This window comes from Fodinicurvata halophila (assembly GCF_042651425.1).
Classification (GTDB): domain Bacteria; phylum Pseudomonadota; class Alphaproteobacteria; order Kiloniellales; family DSM-21159; genus Fodinicurvata; species Fodinicurvata halophila.
In genome coordinates, this window is sequence record NZ_JBHSCW010000003.1 from 818,242 (window position 1) to 836,640 (window position 18,399).

20 protein-coding genes and 1 tRNA gene are annotated in these 18,399 nt (G+C 59.5%); 2 read left to right on the plus strand and 19 right to left on the minus strand.

All coding sequences use genetic code 11. The features are described from left to right. Positions 1–22: 22 nt before the first annotated feature. On the minus strand, positions 23–1,303 hold the full coding sequence (locus tag ACFOW6_RS08685) for an MFS transporter (RefSeq protein WP_382421941.1): 1,281 nt from the start codon (positions 1,301–1,303) through the stop codon (positions 23–25). 228 nt (positions 1,304–1,531) lie between these two features. Between ACFOW6_RS08685 and ACFOW6_RS08690 the strand changes: the two genes are divergently transcribed. Further along, complete coding sequence (locus ACFOW6_RS08690) at positions 1,532–1,978, plus strand: CoA-binding protein (protein WP_382421942.1); 447 nt, start codon at positions 1,532–1,534, stop codon at positions 1,976–1,978. A gap of 27 nt (positions 1,979–2,005) precedes the next feature. Here the strand turns inward: ACFOW6_RS08690 and cutA are convergent, their stop codons facing one another. The 10 genes from cutA to ACFOW6_RS08740 form a co-directional block, all read right to left on the minus strand. Next, the gene (cutA, locus tag ACFOW6_RS08695) at positions 2,006–2,332 is read right to left on the minus strand and encodes a divalent-cation tolerance protein CutA (RefSeq protein ID WP_382421943.1); all 327 of its coding nucleotides are present in this window, start codon (positions 2,330–2,332) and stop codon (positions 2,006–2,008) included. A 28-nt stretch (positions 2,333–2,360) separates the two neighbouring features. Continuing rightward, positions 2,361–2,897, minus strand: coding sequence for a TIGR01244 family sulfur transferase (locus ACFOW6_RS08700; protein WP_382422107.1), 537 nt, complete (start codon positions 2,895–2,897; stop codon positions 2,361–2,363). Between the two features lie 20 nt (positions 2,898–2,917). Then, positions 2,918–2,994 (minus strand) — tRNA-Pro (locus ACFOW6_RS08705). 118 nt (positions 2,995–3,112) lie between these two features. Further along, positions 3,113–3,514: a MerR family transcriptional regulator gene (locus tag ACFOW6_RS08710; protein WP_382421944.1), complete on the minus strand. Its 402-nt coding sequence runs from the start codon at positions 3,512–3,514 to the stop codon at positions 3,113–3,115. A 41-nt stretch (positions 3,515–3,555) separates the two neighbouring features. Then, complete coding sequence (locus ACFOW6_RS08715; protein ID WP_382421945.1) at positions 3,556–3,849, minus strand: integration host factor subunit alpha; 294 nt, start codon at positions 3,847–3,849, stop codon at positions 3,556–3,558. Positions 3,850–3,939: 90 nt separating this feature from the next. Next, positions 3,940–4,914, minus strand: a complete 975-nt coding sequence (locus ACFOW6_RS08720; RefSeq protein ID WP_382421946.1) for a beta-ketoacyl-ACP synthase III — start codon at positions 4,912–4,914, stop codon at positions 3,940–3,942. Beyond that, on the minus strand, positions 4,914–5,966 hold the full coding sequence (gene plsX / locus ACFOW6_RS08725) for a phosphate acyltransferase PlsX (protein WP_382421947.1): 1,053 nt from the start codon (positions 5,964–5,966) through the stop codon (positions 4,914–4,916). The genes ACFOW6_RS08720 and plsX overlap by 1 nt, the downstream gene beginning before the upstream one ends. Positions 5,967–6,008: 42 nt before the next feature. Continuing rightward, on the minus strand, positions 6,009–6,194 hold the full coding sequence (gene rpmF / locus ACFOW6_RS08730) for a 50S ribosomal protein L32 (protein ID WP_382421948.1): 186 nt from the start codon (positions 6,192–6,194) through the stop codon (positions 6,009–6,011). A gap of 112 nt (positions 6,195–6,306) precedes the next feature. Continuing rightward, complete coding sequence (locus tag ACFOW6_RS08735) at positions 6,307–6,873, minus strand: YceD family protein (protein WP_382421949.1); 567 nt, start codon at positions 6,871–6,873, stop codon at positions 6,307–6,309. A gap of 94 nt (positions 6,874–6,967) precedes the next feature. Next, positions 6,968–7,540, minus strand: a complete 573-nt coding sequence (locus tag ACFOW6_RS08740; RefSeq protein ID WP_382421950.1) for a ubiquinol-cytochrome C chaperone family protein — start codon at positions 7,538–7,540, stop codon at positions 6,968–6,970. A gap of 119 nt (positions 7,541–7,659) precedes the next feature. Between ACFOW6_RS08740 and ACFOW6_RS08745 the strand changes: the two genes are divergently transcribed. Continuing rightward, positions 7,660–8,226, plus strand: a complete 567-nt coding sequence (locus tag ACFOW6_RS08745) for an outer membrane protein assembly factor BamE (RefSeq protein ID WP_382421951.1) — start codon at positions 7,660–7,662, stop codon at positions 8,224–8,226. 97 nt (positions 8,227–8,323) lie between these two features. Here ACFOW6_RS08745 and ACFOW6_RS08750 read toward each other — a convergent pair whose 3' ends face one another. From ACFOW6_RS08750 to ACFOW6_RS08785, 8 genes are all read right to left on the minus strand, one after another. Beyond that, complete coding sequence (locus tag ACFOW6_RS08750; RefSeq protein WP_382421952.1) at positions 8,324–10,423, minus strand: sodium-translocating pyrophosphatase; 2,100 nt, start codon at positions 10,421–10,423, stop codon at positions 8,324–8,326. Between the two features lie 187 nt (positions 10,424–10,610). After that, positions 10,611–13,337: a methyl-accepting chemotaxis protein gene (locus tag ACFOW6_RS08755; protein WP_382421953.1), complete on the minus strand. Its 2,727-nt coding sequence runs from the start codon at positions 13,335–13,337 to the stop codon at positions 10,611–10,613. Positions 13,338–13,467: 130 nt separating this feature from the next. Continuing rightward, positions 13,468–13,923: a hypothetical protein gene (locus ACFOW6_RS08760; RefSeq protein ID WP_382421954.1), complete on the minus strand. Its 456-nt coding sequence runs from the start codon at positions 13,921–13,923 to the stop codon at positions 13,468–13,470. A 99-nt stretch (positions 13,924–14,022) separates the two neighbouring features. Continuing rightward, complete coding sequence (locus ACFOW6_RS08765; protein WP_382421955.1) at positions 14,023–14,802, minus strand: SDR family oxidoreductase; 780 nt, start codon at positions 14,800–14,802, stop codon at positions 14,023–14,025. Beyond that, positions 14,799–15,530: a DNA replication protein gene (locus tag ACFOW6_RS08770; protein WP_382421956.1), complete on the minus strand. Its 732-nt coding sequence runs from the start codon at positions 15,528–15,530 to the stop codon at positions 14,799–14,801. Before ACFOW6_RS08770 ends, ACFOW6_RS08765 begins: the two co-directional genes overlap by 4 nt. After that, on the minus strand, positions 15,527–16,624 hold the full coding sequence (locus tag ACFOW6_RS08775) for an AI-2E family transporter (protein ID WP_382421957.1): 1,098 nt from the start codon (positions 16,622–16,624) through the stop codon (positions 15,527–15,529). The genes ACFOW6_RS08770 and ACFOW6_RS08775 overlap by 4 nt, the downstream gene beginning before the upstream one ends. Next, entirely contained in the window at positions 16,621–17,190 is a 570-nt protein-coding gene (locus tag ACFOW6_RS08780) for a CDP-alcohol phosphatidyltransferase family protein (RefSeq protein WP_382421958.1), read from the minus strand. Before ACFOW6_RS08780 ends, ACFOW6_RS08775 begins: the two co-directional genes overlap by 4 nt. Before the next feature lie 20 nt (positions 17,191–17,210). Further along, the gene (locus tag ACFOW6_RS08785; RefSeq protein ID WP_382421959.1) at positions 17,211–18,386 is read right to left on the minus strand and encodes a DUF2066 domain-containing protein; all 1,176 of its coding nucleotides are present in this window, start codon (positions 18,384–18,386) and stop codon (positions 17,211–17,213) included. Positions 18,387–18,399 lie beyond the last annotated feature (13 nt).

Consider the following 18,399-nt stretch of genomic DNA (forward strand, 5'->3'; position numbering starts at 1 on the left):
TAGGCCTTATTTCGTCTTCGAGTTATCCCTTTGGCGCCGGGGACGATAGGCGCCGGACTGCAAACAGGAACCACGCAAGGCTGGCCAGTTCGAGGACAATGGCCACCGTGAAGGCAAAGCGGTAGGCTGAGGGCGGGTAGCTCTCGCCACCGCCAGAGGCCGCCAATTCGATCAAGCCCCCCATCGCGTACTGCAACACAAACGCGCTGATGAACACCATCATGTTGAGCGAGGTGTTCACGCGACCCGACATCTCCAGAGAAAAGGCCTGTGCCAGGCGAGGATAGCACAGGACCGTGATGTTGGAGGTGAAGCCAAAAAGGACCCAGGGCCAGATTTCACTCGTCACCAGTCCCGAGACGATGAGTATCTGCACGGCAATGAACAGCGCCGCGCCCAATCCGCTCAACTGATCCAGCGTAAATCCCATGGATTGCAAACGGTCGGCCGCCACGCCGGTGAAGACGAAACCGGCTGTCAGCGCCAATGCCATGCTCATGAGCACCATGGCCACGCCCGCACTGTCCAAGCCGCCCACATCGCTCAACCAGGGCCCCGCCCAGAGTCCGTGAATGGAAAAGCCGACCGACTGGACGGCGATCGCCAAAGGCGCCACGGCCCAGAAGACACGGCTCGAGTAGATGGTGACGACCCCCTTCCACTGGTCACTGAAGGAGGCATGCGATCGCCCCACGTCCCGACGCTCGGGCACGACAAGAAAGATCACGGCCGAGACGAGAATTGTCGCAATCGCAAGGCCAAGAAAAAGCCCACGCCAGTCGGTCAGTGACAGCAAAGCCTCCACGGGCCCTGTCGCAGCCACAGCGCCCAATCCGCCTGTGGCCAGGAAGCAGCCGTTGACCAGTGGCCAGCGCTTCGCGGGAAACCACATGGTGATGGCCTTCAGAGAGGCCATGAGGCCTCCCGATACGCCGAATCCGATAAGGGCACGCCCTACCGACAGTTCGAACAGTGTAACGCCAATGGAGAAAAGGAAGGCCCCCAGAGCCGAGACCAGAAGCAGACTGGCCTGTACCCGACGCGGCCCGAAACGATCCAGCAACAATCCAAGCGGCATCTGGAAGGCGGCAAAGGCCAGGAAATAGAAAGCCGTCAGCAGCCCTAGATCGGAGGCATCAATGGGCAAATCCTCGATGATGCGTCCAGATATGACCGCATTGACGGTGCGATAGAGATAGGACAGGAAATAGCCACCTGCGAACGGCAGAACCACCAGTAGCGCGATCTTCCAGACAGGATATCCAGGTGGTGTATGCTCCGTACTTTCCGCATCTGCCTGCATGGCCTCGCCGTTCCCTCTGTTCTTGTGTTCTACAAGGCAGGAAGAAGCTAGGACCTCACAGCCGGCTGGGCAAGCAGCCAACCCGCTTGACATGGCAGTCCCGCCCCTGGCGTATGGCTGAAATGCTGCCACCCCCCTTCAAGAAGGCTCCTTCAGGGGCAACCTCAGTCCCATGAAAGAAGAACAGGCCAAGGGCCCCTTCACGTATCACTTCAGGAATTCTCCGCAATGACGGAAGCCGCAAGTCACATCGACACGCAAATCCCGCATATTCTGAAGGCTGCCCGGACCATTGCCATGGTCGGCGCCAGCCCCAAGACGGAGCGCCCCTCACATCAGGTGATGGCATTCCTGCAATCCAGGGGACACCGCGTGATTCCAGTCAATCCGGGCGTGGCCGGCCAGAGTATTCTGGGGGAAAAGGTCTATGCCTCCCTTTCGGAGATCCCGGATACCTTCCAGATGGTGGACATCTTCCGCAACTCCGAAGCCGCTGGAGCAGTGGTGGAGGAAGCCCTGCCCCTCGCCAAGGAGAAGGGCCTCGAAACCATATGGATGCAGCTTGATATCAGACATGAGGAGGCAGCCGAAAAGGCCAGATCAGCCGGCCTGACTGTCGTCATGGATCGCTGTCCAAAGATCGAGTATGGCCGTTTCCAATCGAAGCTGAGCTAACAATCAGAGCGGAAGGCCTGGCCTTCCTCAGGCGCCGGGATCCTTCGTTTCCTGAACAATCCAGCTGAGAAACTCCGAATTGCCACCTTCCAGAGACAGAGCCACGACACAGGGGCAGTCATAGTCGTGGTGCTGACGTATGAAAGACGTGGCCTCTTCCACCAGTTCTGCCCGTGTCTTGGCGATCATCACGGCCTCGCTATCTTCCTGGATCTGACCTTCCCAGCGAAAGATCGGCGTCATCTCACTGAAGACATTGGCACAGGCGGCCAGATGGGCCTCCACAAGTTTCCGCCCCAGCGCCCGGGCTGCAGCCTGATCTGCAAAGGTCACATAGAGCATCACGCATTTCATCTCGGAATAAGCCCCTTGTACCTGATACCTAACCGTCCTTGACGTCGCTGTCTTCCCAGGCCCGGTAGTGATCGATCAGGGGACTGGCCGAAGAAATATCCTTGCCCTGACGGCCTGCCACGTCGATCAGGTCCTGGGTCGAGCGCTTGTTGTAGCGTGCCTCAGATAAGGCCCAGAGAAGGGTGCTGCGCGCTCCGGAACGGCAATGCACCAGAACGGGACGGGGCGCTTCTTCCATCGCCTCACGAAAGCGCGCAACCTTCTCAGGCGTGAGTGTCTCCTGGGTCAGGGGAATGTAGTAGTAGTTTATGCCCTTTGCCTGAGCCGCGTGCTCAGTGTCTGAATAGGGCGGCTGCCCGGCTTCCTCTCCATCCGGACGATTGTTGATAATGGTCCTGAACCCGGCCTCTGCCAGATCCGGAATATCTTCCTGTGAGATCTGGCCTGCCGTGTAAATGCCGTTCTCCAGTTCCGTGGTCTGCACCATGCCTTTGCTGCCTTCTGTCCTGTCGGGGTTACTGACAGATAATCTCTGCCCGGAAAGCAGACAAGCCCGGCAGGGAATTCCCTGCCGGGCTTGTCAAATGGTCGGAGCGGCGGGATTTGAACCCACGACCCCCAGTCCCCCAGACTGGTGCGCTACCAGACTGCGCTACGCTCCGGTAGGAAACCCCTTCCGTTCCGGACCTCGTCAAGCACGGAAAAGAACCAAGGGGCCTCTGTATAGCTAGACAGCGCCGGCGTGACAAGCACAGCCAATTGGAAAGTTGGGGCGTTACCTCACGACCCCTTGAGCAGGCGGGAAATCTCCTTGAGCTCGCCCAGAATATCACGCAGGGCCTGGTCCTTTTCAGGCTTCAGGCCAGCCGCGACCTGGCCGGCAACAGTGGCGCCGGAAACAGCTCCATTCTCGAGAGCAGCCACCCCACCTTCGCGCAGAAGTTTCTGTACGCCGCGTATGGTGAACCCCTCCTGATAGAGCAGGTCACGGATACTGCGCAGCAGCTCGATATCCTCGGGCCGGTAATAGCGGCGTCCGCCACCGCGCTTCATGGGACGCACCTGGGTAAACTTCGTTTCCCAGAAACGCAAGACATGCTGCGGAACATTCAGTTCGTCGGAGACTTCACTGATGGTCCTGAACGCTGCCGCTGATTTGCCGTCCTGCCGTGCCGCCACCATGAGCGAAAAGAGCCTTCACGTGTTTCGATAAAACAATCGCATCAACTCTTGTTGATGCGATTTTTCAGTACATGCGATGCCCGGAATGTCAGCACTCGGCGGGGAAGGATCGGGACCTCTTCACCCGTCTTCGGGTTGCGCCCGATCCGCTGTCCCTTCTGGCGGACGGAAAAGGTACCGAAGGAAGAAATCTTGACCATTTCCCCTTTTACAAGGGTATCGGACATTTCCTGCAGGACCATTTCCACCAGGTCCATGGATTCATTTCGGGAAAGGCCGACTTCCTGGTAAACCGCCTCACCGAGATCGGCGCGCGTGACTGTGCCTTCCGCCATAACTGCCTCCAATCCAGACTTTTCAAAAGGTTATCCCACTAATTTATAGCGGTCAATCACCCTGAGCGGCAGTTCTGTGAGAAAAAAGGGTTACCATCGTAACAAAGCGGAGCCCCAGGTAAAGCCACCGCCCATTGCATCCATCAAAATCAGATCGCCCTTGCTGATCCGGCCATCCTCGACCGCTTCGCACAGCGCAAGAGGAATCGAGGCGGCCGAGGTATTTGCATGCCGATCGACGGACACCACCACCCTCTCTGAGGGTAACCCCAACCGCTTGGCCATGGAATCGATGATACGCATATTCGCCTGATGCGGAATCAGCCAGTCGATATCGCTATCACTTAAGCCGTTTTCTTCAAGTGCTTCATCAACGGCTTCCGACATCCGGACAACGGCGTGGCGGAAGACCTCACGCCCCTGCATGCGCAGATGCCCCACCGTCCCCGTGGACGACGGCCCGCCATCCACATAGAGAGCATCATGGTGTTGTCCGTCGGAATAGATATGTGTCGACAGTATCCCCGGCTCGTCCTCGGCCCCGGTGGCCGGTTGAGCCTGTAACAGCAGTGCTCCTGCCCCATCGCCGAACAGTACACAGGTACTTCGGTCGCTCCAGTCCAGGATTCGGCTGAAGGTTTCCGCACCGATGACGAGCACGTTCTTGGCCATGCCGGTACGGATAAAGCTGTCCGCAACGGCCAGGCCATAGATAAAACCACTACAGACCGCCTGTACATCGAAGGCAGCACCCTGGCGAATTCCGAGACGATCCTGCACCCGCGTCGCCGTAGCCGGAAAGGTTTCATCCGGGGTGGCCGTGGCACAGATGATCAGGTCGACCTTGTCATACGCAAGGCCCGCATTTTCCAGGACCTTGCGGGCGGCCTCTACCGCCAGGTCGGAGGTTGTCTCGCCGTCCGCCGCCACGTGCCGCTGGGCAATACCGGTCCGGTCACGAATCCAGCTGTCCGTGGTGTCCAGGGTCTTCTCGAGATCCAAATTGGTTATGATACGGCTGGGAAGATAGGATCCACAGCCGATGGCATGAGATCGAAATGGCATCAGACAGCAGCCGCCTGAGCCGGTTCGTCGGGAGTGGACCGGTCAACAGCCTTGAAGTCGCGCCCCATGGTCTCCAGGCAACCGTTCCGTGCCAGGTCAACTGCCACGCCAATGGCGTGCGCGAAGCCCAGGGCATCCGTTCCGCCATGGCTTTTCACCGTGATGCCGTTGAGGCCGAGGAAGACAGCCCCGTTGTAACGCCGCGGATCGACACGTTTGAGCAGCTTGCGCATGGCTGGGCGCGCCAGGAGATAGCCTATGCTCGCCAGCAGAGAACTCCGGAACGTCCCGCGCAGGAACTCGGTATAGAGCTTGGCGGTGCCTTCCGCGGTCTTGAGAGCCACATTGCCCGTAAAGCCATCGGTCACGACGACATCCACCGTGCCCTTGGTAATGTCGTCGCCTTCGACGAAGCCGTGGAAGCGGCCGGGCAGATTCAGGCCACTCAGTTCCTGGCGTGCCTCGTGCAGGATCTCATGGCCCTTCAGTTCCTCGGAACCAACGTTGAGGAGCCCGTAGGTCGGCTCCTTGATTCCCAGTACGGAGCGGGCGAAGGCATTGCCCATGACCGTGAACTGAACGAGGTTGCGAGCATCGCATTGGACATTGGCACCAAGGTCCAACATCACCGTCTCACCGCGCAGCGTCGGGAAGAAAGACGCAATGGCCGGACGATCGACTCCCGGCAGCGTCTTGAGGACGAACTTGGCCATCGCCATGAGAGCACCGGTGTTCCCGGCCGATATGGTGGCTTTCGCCGCACCTTCCTTGACGGAGTCCAGCGCCATGCGCATGGAGGATGACCTGCGATTGCGCAAGGCCACCGAAGGCCTGTCATCAGAGGAGACGGCCTCGTCCGTATGCACGATACGCGACACCGCCTTCAGCTTCTTCATGCGGTCGAGAAGCGGGCTGATCTCCGACTCGCGGCCGAAGAATATGAAGTCCACCTGGGGATAGCGGGTGCGCGCAATTTCGGCGCCACGCACAACCATCGCCGGAGCATGGTCGCCGCCCATCGCATCCAGTGCCAGCGTCAGACGCTCAGTCACAGCTAAAATCCTGAAAGCAACAGTAAGGCCGCCGCCGATGCGTCAGTATTCGCTCTTGGGCTCAAGAATCTGACGCCCGCGGTACTTGCCGGTCTTGAGGTCAACGTGATGCGGACGACGAAGCTCGCCGCTCTCCTGATCCTCGACATATGCCGGCGTGCTCAGGGCGTGATGAGACCGGCGCTTATCCCGACGGGACTTTGAGACTTTCTTCTTGGGTACTGCCATGACACTCTCTCGTTTACAAATGCAGGCCGTGACTCCACGGCTAGCTGTGTTTCATCCAAAATACCATTGCCCAACAGGCTCGCCACTACCTAACGCCTGCGGCGCTTTTACTCTAGCGGTTTTTCTTGAGCTCCTTCAATTTACTGAACGGAGAAACCTTCTCAGAAAACTCCTCCTCAACCGCTTCACTGCCCCACTGACTACGTTCCAACTCCGCCTCCGGCTTGCGCGGGAAGGATGGCAGGGCAATTGCCATCTGCTGGGTCAGCAGTTCGCCGAGATCCAGCATCTGCCCGTTCAGTGGCTCTCTGTCCTCCTCCGGATCAACGGTAACCTCCTCTTCCAGAAGCTCCTGTGTAACTTCCTGCTCGTCCGGCGAGAGCAGATCGAAATCAAGGGAAAATTCCTCCTCGATCTTCACCTCCACCGGCTCAAGGCTGACCACACATTGCTGTACCACACCAGCCCTTACAGTTCCGTTCACGTGCAGACCACGGCCGGCCCTGACCTTCTTCAGCTTCAGCACCCCTTCCAGGTAATCCAGTGAGAGGAGCTCGAAGCGCTGCACCAGAGAATCCCGCTCCTCCGCTTCGGCTGCAATCTCCTGGATCGTCTCCGTGCTGCCTAGCCCAGACAGGCTGACAGGCCTTGAAAACTCGGTTTCCGGAAACTGGCTCATGGATCAACCGAAGTAAAAATGAACCTCCACCTCGCATCGAGAGTGAGGTCCGTGTCGAAGAAAGTCGTGAACCTATGCAAACTGCCCTGGCAGGTCAATCTTTCTCTCTGGCCGTGTCGGGCGTGATGAAGCTTGCCTCACCTTTAAGAATATATGGGGTTTCCTGTTCGGCAAGAAAAGCGTCCAAACGATAAAGATAGCTCGTCATGGCGTCGAGCACAGCACCCGGGGGGACCTCGGCGGAAGTGCCATAGAGGTTGCGCAACAAGGCGCCGCGCAGCGCGTTGTTCCTGTCGCTGTCCTGCTTTTCGTCCAGCGCCTCCTCGTAGGCCTTCACACGCCCATAGAAAGCCTCTCCCACACGTTTCAGACGCGGTCCGACCGAAAGATCTCCGATGCCGCTTTCACGCAGGCTCTGATCCATGTCGTAGATGAAGAAATCGAACAAGGCCTGGGACAGGGTGCGCGCCTCTTCGCTGTTCTCTTGCCTGAGACGTCGAATCACCATGCAGAGATGGAGGAGGAGAAGTTCGAAACGTCCTTCCGTACTGTCCGGAACAGAATAATCGGTGTAGAATTCCGATCTGCGCGATTGCAGCATGATGGATTCGTACAGGGAACTGGCCGCGTGCTCTCCGGGGTCCCTAGGGAAGATGCGACGAAACAAGGGGAAAATCCTCGAGGCTGACGAGATGACTGTGCAACGGCACTTGAAATGCCCGCTTATCCGGCGTTAATCAAGCACAGGCAACGTCGCCCCTGACCGGCAGGATGATTGGTAGGCTCATGCAGAAAACAGCAAGCAAGACATTTCGCGACCCGGCTGGAAGGGTCGGGAAGTTCACTCTCCTCTCCCTTGCCGCAGCCGGGGTGCTGATGGCAGGAGCCTGCTCACCGCGGGTCAACGTTCACGGCAATCTGCCGGAAGACGAGACAATCTCTGAGATCCGCCCGGGTGAGAGCAACAGAAACCAAGTGGTCAGCCTGCTTGGCACGCCTTCGACAATGTCCACCTTCCAGGACGATGTCTGGTACTATATCGGCCAGCGCGAAGAGCAGGTGGCCTTCTTCAAGCCCGACATCCTCGAGCGCAAGGTGCTGAAGGTCCAATTCAGCACCAACGACGTTGTCTCAGACACACAGCTCTACACCCTGGCTGAAGGCCAGGAAATCGACCTCGTAGAGCGCGAGACACCGACAGAGGGTCAGGATATCACGATCCTGCAACAGCTGCTTGGCAACATCGGACGCTTCAACGTCGATGACAACACCGGTCGCGGAAACACCGGACCGACCACCGGCTCGCCGGGGGCACCGGGTGATGCCGGCGGAGGCAGCGGAGGCGTCTTCTGATCGCAGCCACCCCCTGCGGAGAAACAATCGAGATAATATAGAAAGGGGAGGCTGTCGCCAGCCTCCCCTCTTCTTTTGCCATGATCCCTGTTCCCGCCTATGCGGCGAGTACAGCCAACAGCAGCAGGGCCACGACGTTGGCGATCTTGATCATCGGATTGATGGCCGGACCGGCGGTGTCCTTGTAGGGATCGCCGACCGTATCACCGGTCACGGCCGCCTTGTGCGCCTCGGATCCCTTGCCGCCATGATTGCCATCCTCGATGTATTTCTTGGCGTTGTCCCAGGCACCGCCTCCCGCGGTCATCGAAATGGCCACGAACAGCCCGGTGACGATTATGCCAAGAAGCATCGCCCCGACGGACGACAGGGCCGCCGACTTTCCGGCAATGGCATAGATCACCAGATAAAGCACTATCGGCGACAGCACCGGCAGCATCGACGGCACCACCATTTCCTTGATGGCCGCCTTGGTCAGCATATCGACACAGTTGCGGTACTCCGGCTTGCCGCTGCCATCCATGATGCCCTTGACCTCACGGAACTGTCTGCGGACCTCTTCCACGACGGCAGCGCCGGCACGGCCAACGGCCATCATGCCCATGGAGCCGAACAGGAAGGGCAGGAGCCCGCCGATGAACAGGCCGATCACCACCCATGGGTTGGACAGGGCGAAGTTCACTTCAACGCCCGCAAAGAAGGGATAGTCGGCTGAGTTCGCCGCGAAATAGCTGAGATCCTCGGTGTAGGCAGTGAAGAGCACCAAAGCGCCCAGGCCGGCCGAACCGATGGCATAGCCCTTGGTCACCGCCTTCGTGGTGTTCCCCACGGCATCCAGGGCATCCGTGGTGTTGCGCACCTCTTCCTCCAGGTCCGCCATTTCCGCGATCCCGCCGGCATTGTCCGTCACCGGGCCATAGGCATCGAGGGCCACGACCATGCCCGCGAGCGCCAGCATCGTCGTCACGGCAATGGCGATGCCGAACAGGCCGGCCAGCAGGTAGGTGCAGATGATACCGGCCACGATGATCAGGGCCGGTATGGCGGTCGCTTCCATGGACACCGCCAGCCCCTGGATGACATTGGTGGCATGCCCGCTTTCCGAAGCCTTGGCGATGGAGCGCACCGGACGGTACTCGGTGCCCGTGTAATACTCGGTCACCCAGATGATCAGCCCGGTTACCACCAGGCCCACGATGCCGCAAAGATAGAGACTCCAGCCAGAAAAGCTCTTGCCGGCAACCTCGAAACTCTCACCCAGGCCGATCACCCAGGCGGTGACGGGGAGAAGCAGAATGAGCGATATAACAGAGCAGGCCAGGAAACCCTTGTAGAGGGCCCACATGATGTTGGTGCTGTTGCCCAACTTGACGAAGAAGGTCCCGATCACCGAGCCGATGATGCAGGTGGCCCCAATGGCCAGGGGATAGATGAACATGCCGGTTTCGGCCCCGAAATAGATCGAGGCCAGCACCATGGTTGCCACCACGGTCACGGCATAGGTCTCGAAAAGGTCCGCCGCCATGCCGGCGCAGTCGCCCACGTTGTCGCCCACGTTGTCGGCGATCACGGCGGGATTGCGCGGGTCATCCTCAGGAATTCCGGCTTCGACCTTTCCCACCAGGTCAGCGCCCACATCAGCGCCCTTGGTAAAGATGCCGCCGCCCAGTCGGGCAAAGATCGAAATCAGCGACGCTCCGAAGCCCAGGGCCACCAGGCCGTCGATCATACCGCGGCCCTCAATGCCCATGAGCAGCAGAACCACGTAGTATCCTGCAACGGCAAGCAGGGCGAGGCCCGCGACAAGCATACCCGTGACCGCCCCAGACTTGAAGGAGATCTCCAGGCCCCGTGCAAGGCCATGGCGTGCAGCTTCCGTGGTCCGTACGTTTGCGCGAACCGAGACGTGCATCCCGATATAGCCGGCAGCCGCCGAGAGCACCGCGCCAATCAGGAACCCGATCCCCACTTCAATCGAGAGGATCAGAGAGATGATGACGAAGATGACGAGCCCCACGATCCCGATCGTGCGGTACTGACGATTCAGGTAGGCGCTTGCCCCCTCCTGGATAGCCGAGGCGATTTCCTGCATCCGCTCACTGCCGGGACTGGCAGTGAGCACGGAGCGCGACGCCCAGACTCCGTAGACAACGGCGAGAAGGCCACAAAGCAAAACGAAGGCCAGCACGAGAGTCATGATGTTAATTTCCCCCACTTCCCTGATTTAAGACTGCTGTTACCCCCAGCAGGTTCCGGATTTTCCGGCATTTTGAAGTTGCGCCGAAACGATGACAGAAACCTGATAGACGTGCAACAAAGCTTACCGAAGCAAAAAAGGCGCGGCCAAAGCCGCGCCTTTTCTTGCCATTTTATGAGGCAAAACCCTATCCTGCCCGAACCTTCTCAACGAAACTGTCAACTTCGCCCCGCAAGGTATCGGCCTGGCGGGAAAGTTCTGCTGCAGAACTCAGAACCTGATTGGCGGCAGCACCCGTTCCCTGGGCATCCTCGCTGACCTCCTCGATGTTCTGATTGACCTTCTGAGTCCCCTCGGAGACGCGGTTCATGGTGTTGGCGATCTCGTCCGTCGCCGCCCCCTGCTCTTCCACCGCCGCAGAAATGGAGGTGGAGATTTCGTTCATCTCCGAGATGACCCCGGAAATGCTCTGGATCATCGAAACGGTGTCTTCCGTGGCATTCTGGATGCCGGAAATCTGCTGTGAGATTTCCTCGGTGGCCTTGGCGGTCTGGTTGGCCAGGTTCTTGACTTCCGAAGCCACCACGGCAAAGCCCTTGCCGGCCTCGCCGGCCCGCGCCGCCTCGATGGTGGCGTTCAGTGCCAGCAGGTTCGTCTGCTCGGCAATGTCCTGGATCAACTTCACAACATCGCCGATCTTCTGCGCTGCCTCGGACAGGCCGGCCACCTGGGTATTGCTGGCTTCCGCACTCTCGGATGCCTTGGAGGAAATCTCGTTGGAACGAGCGACCTGGCGTCCGATTTCGGCAATGGAACCTGCCAGTTCCTGAGCGGCGGACGCGGCTGTCTGCACATCCGAGGAGGCCTCCTGGGAGGCCGAAGCCACGGTTTGCACACGTTCGCCGGTCTGTTTGGCTGTATCGCTCATGGAGCCGGCCGTGGTTTCCATCTCCTTGGCGGAAGAGGATACGGAGTCGACCACGGACTTTACGCTGCTTTCGAAGGCTCCGGCCAATTCGAGCATCTCCTGGCGGCGACGCTTGGACTGCTCGGCGCGTTCCTGTTCGTTGCGCGTCCGCTCCTCGGCGGCTTCCGCCAGATTATCCCGGAAAACCGCCAAGGCATTGGCCATGTCGGCAATCTCGTCGCGGCCGCCGGACGGCACATCGGCTGTCAGGTCCCCGCTGGAGATTTCCTTCATGGAATACGACAGGCGCGCGATCCGATCGACGAGATGACGGCCGACATAGAGCCAGGCGATCAGCACCGAGATGACCATACTGGCCACAGCAATCCCGATCAGCCAGACCTTGCTGGTCTGGATCGCATTCTCGACCGAAGCTGTTCCGGCCTCCAGGCCCGATTCCACTTCGGAGATGACCGTACTCACGCCCTCGCGCAAACCCGCCACGGCACCGTCAACCTCTTGAGCAGCGGTGGTGGCTAGAAAGCGGGCCTTGCTTTGAGCCCTACGCTCTTCGAACAGGCCTCCCTCACCCTCTCCAACTGCGGACAGGGCGGCAAAAGCCTGTGGCAGTTCCGTATCGCTGTAATCCGCCAGAGCAGCACTCGCCCGTTCCTTGGACTGGGAGAAAGACTGCTCCAGTGCGTCGATATCCGAAACATTTCCGGCTGCGGACACGCGAGTCAGGACACCCAGCATGAGATTGGCTTCCGCTTCGACCCGCATGAGGCTGAAAAGTGCGCCCACGTCATTCTGGATCAATTCGGACAAAGCTTCGGTATTACTGTTGGTTGCCTCATCCGCCCCATCCAGGATCTGGCTGTAGACCTTGGAGACGACCGGACCCATTTCATCGAGAAAGGTGCTGTTGAGGGCAACCGCTTCCTCGAGCTTGGCCTGCAGGGTCCGGGCATATCGAGAGCGCGAGTAGGCCGGTGCCGCGAGCAGCTCCTTCTGCGCCTGGAACACGCTTTCGTCACCACTGCCAAGAGCCGCGTAATCATCCACGGCCGCCGCCAGGGCCTCATTCTCAAGCTGCTCGTTCAGGCTGCGGACCTTCCCGTCGAAACTTGCCAGACGCGTGATGTACTTCATCTCCATCTCTCCCAAGGTGGATTCTTCCTCCACATTGGGAGCCTGGGACAGGATTGAGGAAAGGTGGCTGGCATCAATCAGGGCATCAAGCGCATTGCGCAGAAGACCCACCTGACGCCGCACGAGAGAGCGAATGGTATCACCCGCTGCCAGCGTGGTGTCCTCTACAGCTGTCTTGAAATTCAATTGCACGGAATCGAGTGTGTCGCGAACCTGCTGCAACAGGACTTCGTGCTTTTGGGCGGCTTCCTCTTCCAGGCGCGCGATCTCCTGACCATGAGACAAGGCTTGGCTAACGCGTTCATCCAGGCTGTTCATGGTCGTGGACAGGCTGTCCACTTCCTGGCTCAGCTGATCTAGGGAATCGTTCCTGACACCATAGCCTTGGAGCTCCTCCATCCGCGCACGAATGGCTTTGATTCGTTGATCGATCTGCTGGGTCAGGTCTTTTCGGGCGCTCTCATTCGCCGTTCGTGCCAACAGCGGTGCATCGGAGGCCAGCTGCAAAGCATCCCCCCGCAGCCTAAGTGAGGCATTCATGGCCGGCACATCCCGCTGGGTCGCACTGCCGTAAGCCTGTTCGACATTGCCGTAAGAAAACCAGGCGACACCGCTGGCCAGAAGCGTGAGTGCGACCACTCCTCCGAAGGCGCAGTACAGACGCGCACGAATACCGATCCGCCCCAGGTTCGGCATGAAGCCGCCACCCTGGCGCGAATCCTCCGATTCCATGCCGGCCTCGGCCTCGGAGACTTCCTCCTGGTTCTGGGTCAGGTTTTCATCCTCTTCAGCAACGCTCTCCTGAGAGGCTTCACGCCCTTCGGAACGTCCCTTTGCAAATGGCCAGAGCTTCATGAGTATTCCCAACCGATCAATTCATTACATGACAGACATGCTTTTCTGTTTCGCACGAAAGTCTTGATGACCGGTTAATGGCATGGCCATGAGTGGATTTTAAGCAGAACCCCGAGCATCCCGCGTGGAATCAGTTCAGAACGCCGGTTCCCAGAGGACGGCGGGAAATATCGCGCACCAGCACATCACGCAGTTGGCCTTCTTCAAAACTGTCCTCGACGGCCACCTGCAATCTTTTCTTGAGAAAAGGCAACTCGTTCTCATTTTCCCGGATACGACGGTAGGACATCAAGCCATGAAGCTGCGCCAGCATGGCATCGACAAGACGCGGCATCATCTCTTCCGCCTCGTGCAATGCAGTCTGCCCCGCCAGCTCCAGTTCCACCTGCAACTGTATCTGTTCGACAATCACGCCCTCTTCGATGACCGGCACAACCAGCGGCGGAACCGCCACATACTCCGACAAGATGGGCTGTGCAGCCTGGCTATCCTCCTCACCCGCACCCGGCAGACCGAATTGCCAATAGCCGATTCCGCCGGCTGCCAGGAGAAGCAGGAAGAAAGAGATCAGAAGGACACGCTTCACAGAAGATCCGTTTCATAAGCAGGACAGACCGCTCGCCCTCCCTGCAAGAGCAGGGAAGACGTTCCTTTCATTGTCGCACATCCCAGCTTAACAGGCTCTTTACAGGGTGCCGGGGTAGCTGCCGCCGTCCAGAACCAGATTCTGGCCTGTTATGTAGCCGGCGCGCACGGAACAGAAAAAGGCACAGGCCTCACCGAACTCTTCGGGATTGCCGAAACGTCCGGCCGGATTGGTCTTCATCCGTTCCTCCCGCACCTCCTCGATACTCTTGCCACTGCGCTCAGCGGCTGCCTCGAAGTTCGAGTGCAGTCGGTCCGTTTCAAAGGGCCCGGGCAGCAGGTTGTTGATCGTCACGTTGCGGTGCACCACTTGCCGCGCCAGACCGGCCACGAAACCCGTAAGCCCGGCGCGCGCTCCGTTTGACAAGCCAAGGGCCTGAATGGGCGCCTTCACGGCTGCCGAGGTAATGTTGACGATCCGCCCGAAGCCGTTGTCCATCATCGGATCGATGGTGGCCTTGATCATCTCGATGGGCGCCAGCATGTTGGCATCCAGGGCCGCAATCCAATCTTCGCGGGACCAGTTCCGGAAATCCCCGGGGGGCGGTCCCCCGGCATTGTTGACCAGGATATCCGGCTTCGCACAGGCCTTGAGGGCCAGTTCCCGCCCTTCAGCGGTGGTGATGTCGCAGGCCACCGTCTGTACCTCGACACCATATCTCGTGCGCAGCTCTGCAGCGGCTGTCTCGAGAGCCTCGGATCTGCGTGCCACTATGGTAAGTGACACCCCTTCTGCGGCCAACGCCTCTGCACACGCACGTCCCAGACCTCGACTGGCCGCACAGACCAAGGCTCTGCGTCCGGCAATACCAAGATTCATTCTTCCGCCTCCTTAAACCAGTTCTCGTTTGACAGAGTCTCCGCTTCCTCTGCGATGGAAACATCATTCAAGACAGCCCGAGCCAGTGGCAGGCGGACCTCACGCCGTTCCTCGAGCGCACGCGCGTCCATCTCGGCCACAATGCGGCTGGCTGCCGCATAGGAACGCTCCATGCGCATCACCAGGAAATCGATCACGCCCTTGCCCGGCAGGAGCTGTCGGTCGGAGAAGAGCTTGACCAGCAGCGCTTGCATCAGCGCATCGTCCGGCAGGGCCAGCTCCACGGGCACGGCTGTGGACAGCCGCGAGCGAAGATCCGGCATCTTCAGGGGCCAGCGCATGGGCAGGCTACGGCCCACCAGCAGCAGATTCCCCTGCCACTGGCTGAGCCGATTGTACACATGAAAGAGGCTTTCCTCGCCCTGGGGATCACCCGCCAGCAGCTCCGCCCGATCGATCAGGCAGTTTCCCCCCTCCTCCAGCATGGACGGAAGATCCGCACGCAACAGGTCTCGGCCGTCAAGTGCCAGAGCCTGGCTTCTGACACGCCAGACCTGTGCAAGATGAGTCTTGCCGCTGCCTGCCGGTCCCGAGAGAGCCAGGGTTGGCGCTGGCCAATCCGGCCAGCGATCGATCCACTCCACTGCCGCCCGGTTCCCCGGAGACACGAGAAAATCCTCACGTCCCAATGCCGGACGTGGTTCGATTTCCAGTGTCAGCTGCTTCATGACACTGGCCCTTCGGCCGGTGGTTCAAGGCGTTCCTCAGGTTCCTGTCGGTAAAGCGAGCTGCTGAGATAGCGTTTCAGGCCATAGCGTCCCAGGACCCCAAGCACCGCTGCCGCGGGAAGCGCCAGCATGACCCCCGTGAATCCAAACAGCACGCCCCCGGCGAGAAAGGCAAAGATCGCCAGCACGGGGTGCAATCCCACACGGTCGCCTACAAGCATGGGGGTCAGGAAATTGCCTTCCGCCACCTGTCCGATACCATAGATACCGGCCACCAGGAAAACGGGCAGAAGGCTGTCGAACTGAAGCAGGGCCAACCCAACCGAGAGGACGAAGCCGGTCAAGGCACCGATGAAGGGAATGAAGGACAGGAACCCCGAGATCAGGCCGATCACCAACCCGCTCTGCAGGCCGACCAAAGTCAACGAGATGGAATAGAAGCTGGCCAGGATAACGCAGACCGTAAGCACGCCCCGTACATAGGCTGCCAGAATCTCGTCGGTTTCACGCGCCAACTGACGGATCGTCGGTGCCTGGGCGCGAGGCAGCCAACCGTCGATCCGTTGCACCAGCTTGTCCCAATCCCGCAACAGGAAGAAGGACACGACCGGCGTCAGGAACAACAGGCTCAGCAGATTGATGAGCGCCATTCCCCCAGACCAGAGTCCACCGAGAGCCGTCCAGAGAAGACCGGTCAGCTTGCCGGCGGATTCACTGGTCGCCTGCCTGGCGCGTTGGAGGATATCGTCCCAGAAGGAGCTATCGACGCGCTGGCTAAGCGTCTTCACCGTTTCCTGGAGGCTGGACAGGTATTCGGGAACCCTGGCGACAAAGTCGGACGCCTGGATGACCGCCGCCGGGATGATCAAACCAAGCAGCAGGAGCAGCACCAGGGTGAAGCAGAGGCTCACGATCCAGGTCGCCAGTGTACGCGAAACGCCTCGCTCTTCCAGCCGGTCGCAAAAGGGATCCAGGAAATAGGCAATCGCCATGCCTGCCACGAAAGGCAGCAGAATCGCGCTGAGATAATAGATGAGCAGAATCGTAAGCGCGAAGGCAACGCCCCAGAATACCAAGGCCTTCTGATTCCTCACCGGAACTCCTCCCGCCCTATGGCCTTGCGGCCCCAGATCAGCAGATAGGCACCCCCTGACAGCAGGGAGGTCACAGCCACTGCCGTAATCACCATTGATTCCACGAGGCTGCCGACATCGATTGACAGGCCCAGTCTTGCCATGACCAGGACGACAAGGAGAATCTGTGCGACGGTATTGAGCCTGCTGACGAACAGGGGCTGCATCTTCAACTCGTGGGTCAGATGGTGATACAGCAAGGCCCCTCCAACAATCAGCAGATCGCGGGAAACTACCAGAATGACCAGCCAGGTTCCGATCTCATCCAGATACCCAAGGGTAATGTACATTGCGATCAGCAAGACCTTGTCCGCCAGTGGATCAAGATAAGCCCCCAGTTTTGTAGAGAGTTTCCAGCGCTTGGCAATGAAGCCGTCCACGGCATCGGACACACCTGCTGCCAGGAACAGCCAGAACGCCCAGGCATAGGCTGATTCCAGCATAAGCAGGACGACGATCGGTACGACGAAAAGCCTCAGCAGGGAGATAAGATTGGGCAGCCAGATAAGGCCTTCACGCCAGTGCATCCGCAGCCCCATCCCTGTTGTCATTCATCGTCGTTGGAGAGACCCTCTCGAGCAAAATCATCCTCGTTCACAATCCGCCACTGCGGGCGGTTCGCCCGGCGAACGGCCTCAGCCCCGGAGGAAATGGCGCCGTCCTCCTGCAGTTGACGATCGTCGCTCGGAACCAGCCGCAGGTCCTCGCGTGCCAATGCCTGAGAGAGTTGGTCGGTTCCGCCGAAAAAGACCACCCGAACGACACCTTCACTGCGGGTAAGGCGTACCACGTCGTATTCAAGCACGGCAGAAGTGGACCCCAGGCTGCGCTGGACCCGTGCCCAATCCTCAAGGCTGCGGACCGGCACCTCTGCCAGCAGCGTCTCCTGCTGGTCGAACCGTAGGACGTTCTCCTCTTTCCAGATATCGTGGAGCGCAGAGGACACTTCCTCCGCCGCGCGCGAAAGGGCTTGGCTCAATTCTTCGCCTTCGCGTCGGGAAATGGAGTCCACCGGGATATCCCGGACATCGTCATCCTCGTAAAGGCGCGCATTCAACTGTATGAGCGAACCGCTTTCCCGGGCAAGTGCCACCAATACGCTATCCGTGCCATTGGCCTCGGCAACCCGGTTCAGAGCCTCGCGATCTCCGGAACGTGCGCCCTGGGCGGAAATCATGGACATTGCCGAGGCATCGCCCAAGGGCACTGTGAGCGGCACCAGTCCGGTATTGGTATGATTATTCCAGGCCTCGAGCCAGGGGTTGTCGTCGCGCCAGAGAGTCTGCATTTCCCCGCGCTCAAAGACCGGCAATAGCACGACCGGCTCGCTGCGTTGTTCGGCGAAGGGGATGCGCTCGTCGCGCAACATCTGGCGTACTGCCTGCGGACGGAAGCTGACCGTCAGACTGGCTATATAGCGATTGCTGGTAGTCCGCTCGTCGGACACCCTGAGGTCTTCGACAAGGCTTGTCACCTCCGAAGCACCTAGGGAGGGAACCTGATTCCGGGCCGAACTGGGAACCAGCCGGTCCCACAGCCGGGAAAGCGCGCGGCTTTCGCCCAGTGCCATTGCTGCCTCCCGAGCCTCGACGGCATTGGAGGCCTCGACATCGACGTCTACGCCGCTGACCCGATAAAGATCGTTGGCATACGGCTGTCCGGCAAGCACAGCGCCCATGACCAGAAGCGCGGCAAGAGCGAGTGTAAGAGAGCGAAACGACATTGCATGGCCCTTT

Bases quoted from the DNA above. Each gene is read 5' to 3' on its own strand.
- ACFOW6_RS08780 (WP_382421958.1), bottom strand. From the start codon at position 17,190: ATGCACTGGCGTGAAGGCCTTATCTGGCTGCCCAATCTTATCTCCCTG.
- ACFOW6_RS08765 (WP_382421955.1), bottom strand. From the start codon at position 14,802: ATGAATCTTGGTATTGCCGGACGCAGAGCCTTGGTCTGTGCGGCCAGT.
- ACFOW6_RS08785 (WP_382421959.1), bottom strand. From the start codon at position 18,386: ATGTCGTTTCGCTCTCTTACACTCGCTCTTGCCGCGCTTCTGGTCATG.
- ACFOW6_RS08685 (WP_382421941.1), bottom strand. From the start codon at position 1,303: ATGCAGGCAGATGCGGAAAGTACGGAGCATACACCACCTGGATATCCT.
- cutA (WP_382421943.1), bottom strand. From the start codon at position 2,332: ATGAAATGCGTGATGCTCTATGTGACCTTTGCAGATCAGGCTGCAGCC.
- ACFOW6_RS08710 (WP_382421944.1), bottom strand. From the start codon at position 3,514: ATGGTGGCGGCACGGCAGGACGGCAAATCAGCGGCAGCGTTCAGGACC.
- rpmF (WP_382421948.1), bottom strand. From the start codon at position 6,194: ATGGCAGTACCCAAGAAGAAAGTCTCAAAGTCCCGTCGGGATAAGCGC.
- ACFOW6_RS08735 (WP_382421949.1), bottom strand. From the start codon at position 6,873: ATGAGCCAGTTTCCGGAAACCGAGTTTTCAAGGCCTGTCAGCCTGTCT.
- ACFOW6_RS08745 (WP_382421951.1), top strand. From the start codon at position 7,660: ATGCAGAAAACAGCAAGCAAGACATTTCGCGACCCGGCTGGAAGGGTC.
- ACFOW6_RS08690 (WP_382421942.1), top strand. From the start codon at position 1,532: ATGACGGAAGCCGCAAGTCACATCGACACGCAAATCCCGCATATTCTG.
- ACFOW6_RS08720 (WP_382421946.1), bottom strand. From the start codon at position 4,914: ATGCCATTTCGATCTCATGCCATCGGCTGTGGATCCTATCTTCCCAGC.
- ACFOW6_RS08750 (WP_382421952.1), bottom strand. From the start codon at position 10,423: ATGACTCTCGTGCTGGCCTTCGTTTTGCTTTGTGGCCTTCTCGCCGTT.
- ACFOW6_RS08770 (WP_382421956.1), bottom strand. From the start codon at position 15,530: ATGAAGCAGCTGACACTGGAAATCGAACCACGTCCGGCATTGGGACGT.
- ACFOW6_RS08755 (WP_382421953.1), bottom strand. From the start codon at position 13,337: ATGAAGCTCTGGCCATTTGCAAAGGGACGTTCCGAAGGGCGTGAAGCC.
- ACFOW6_RS08715 (WP_382421945.1), bottom strand. From the start codon at position 3,849: ATGGCGGAAGGCACAGTCACGCGCGCCGATCTCGGTGAGGCGGTTTAC.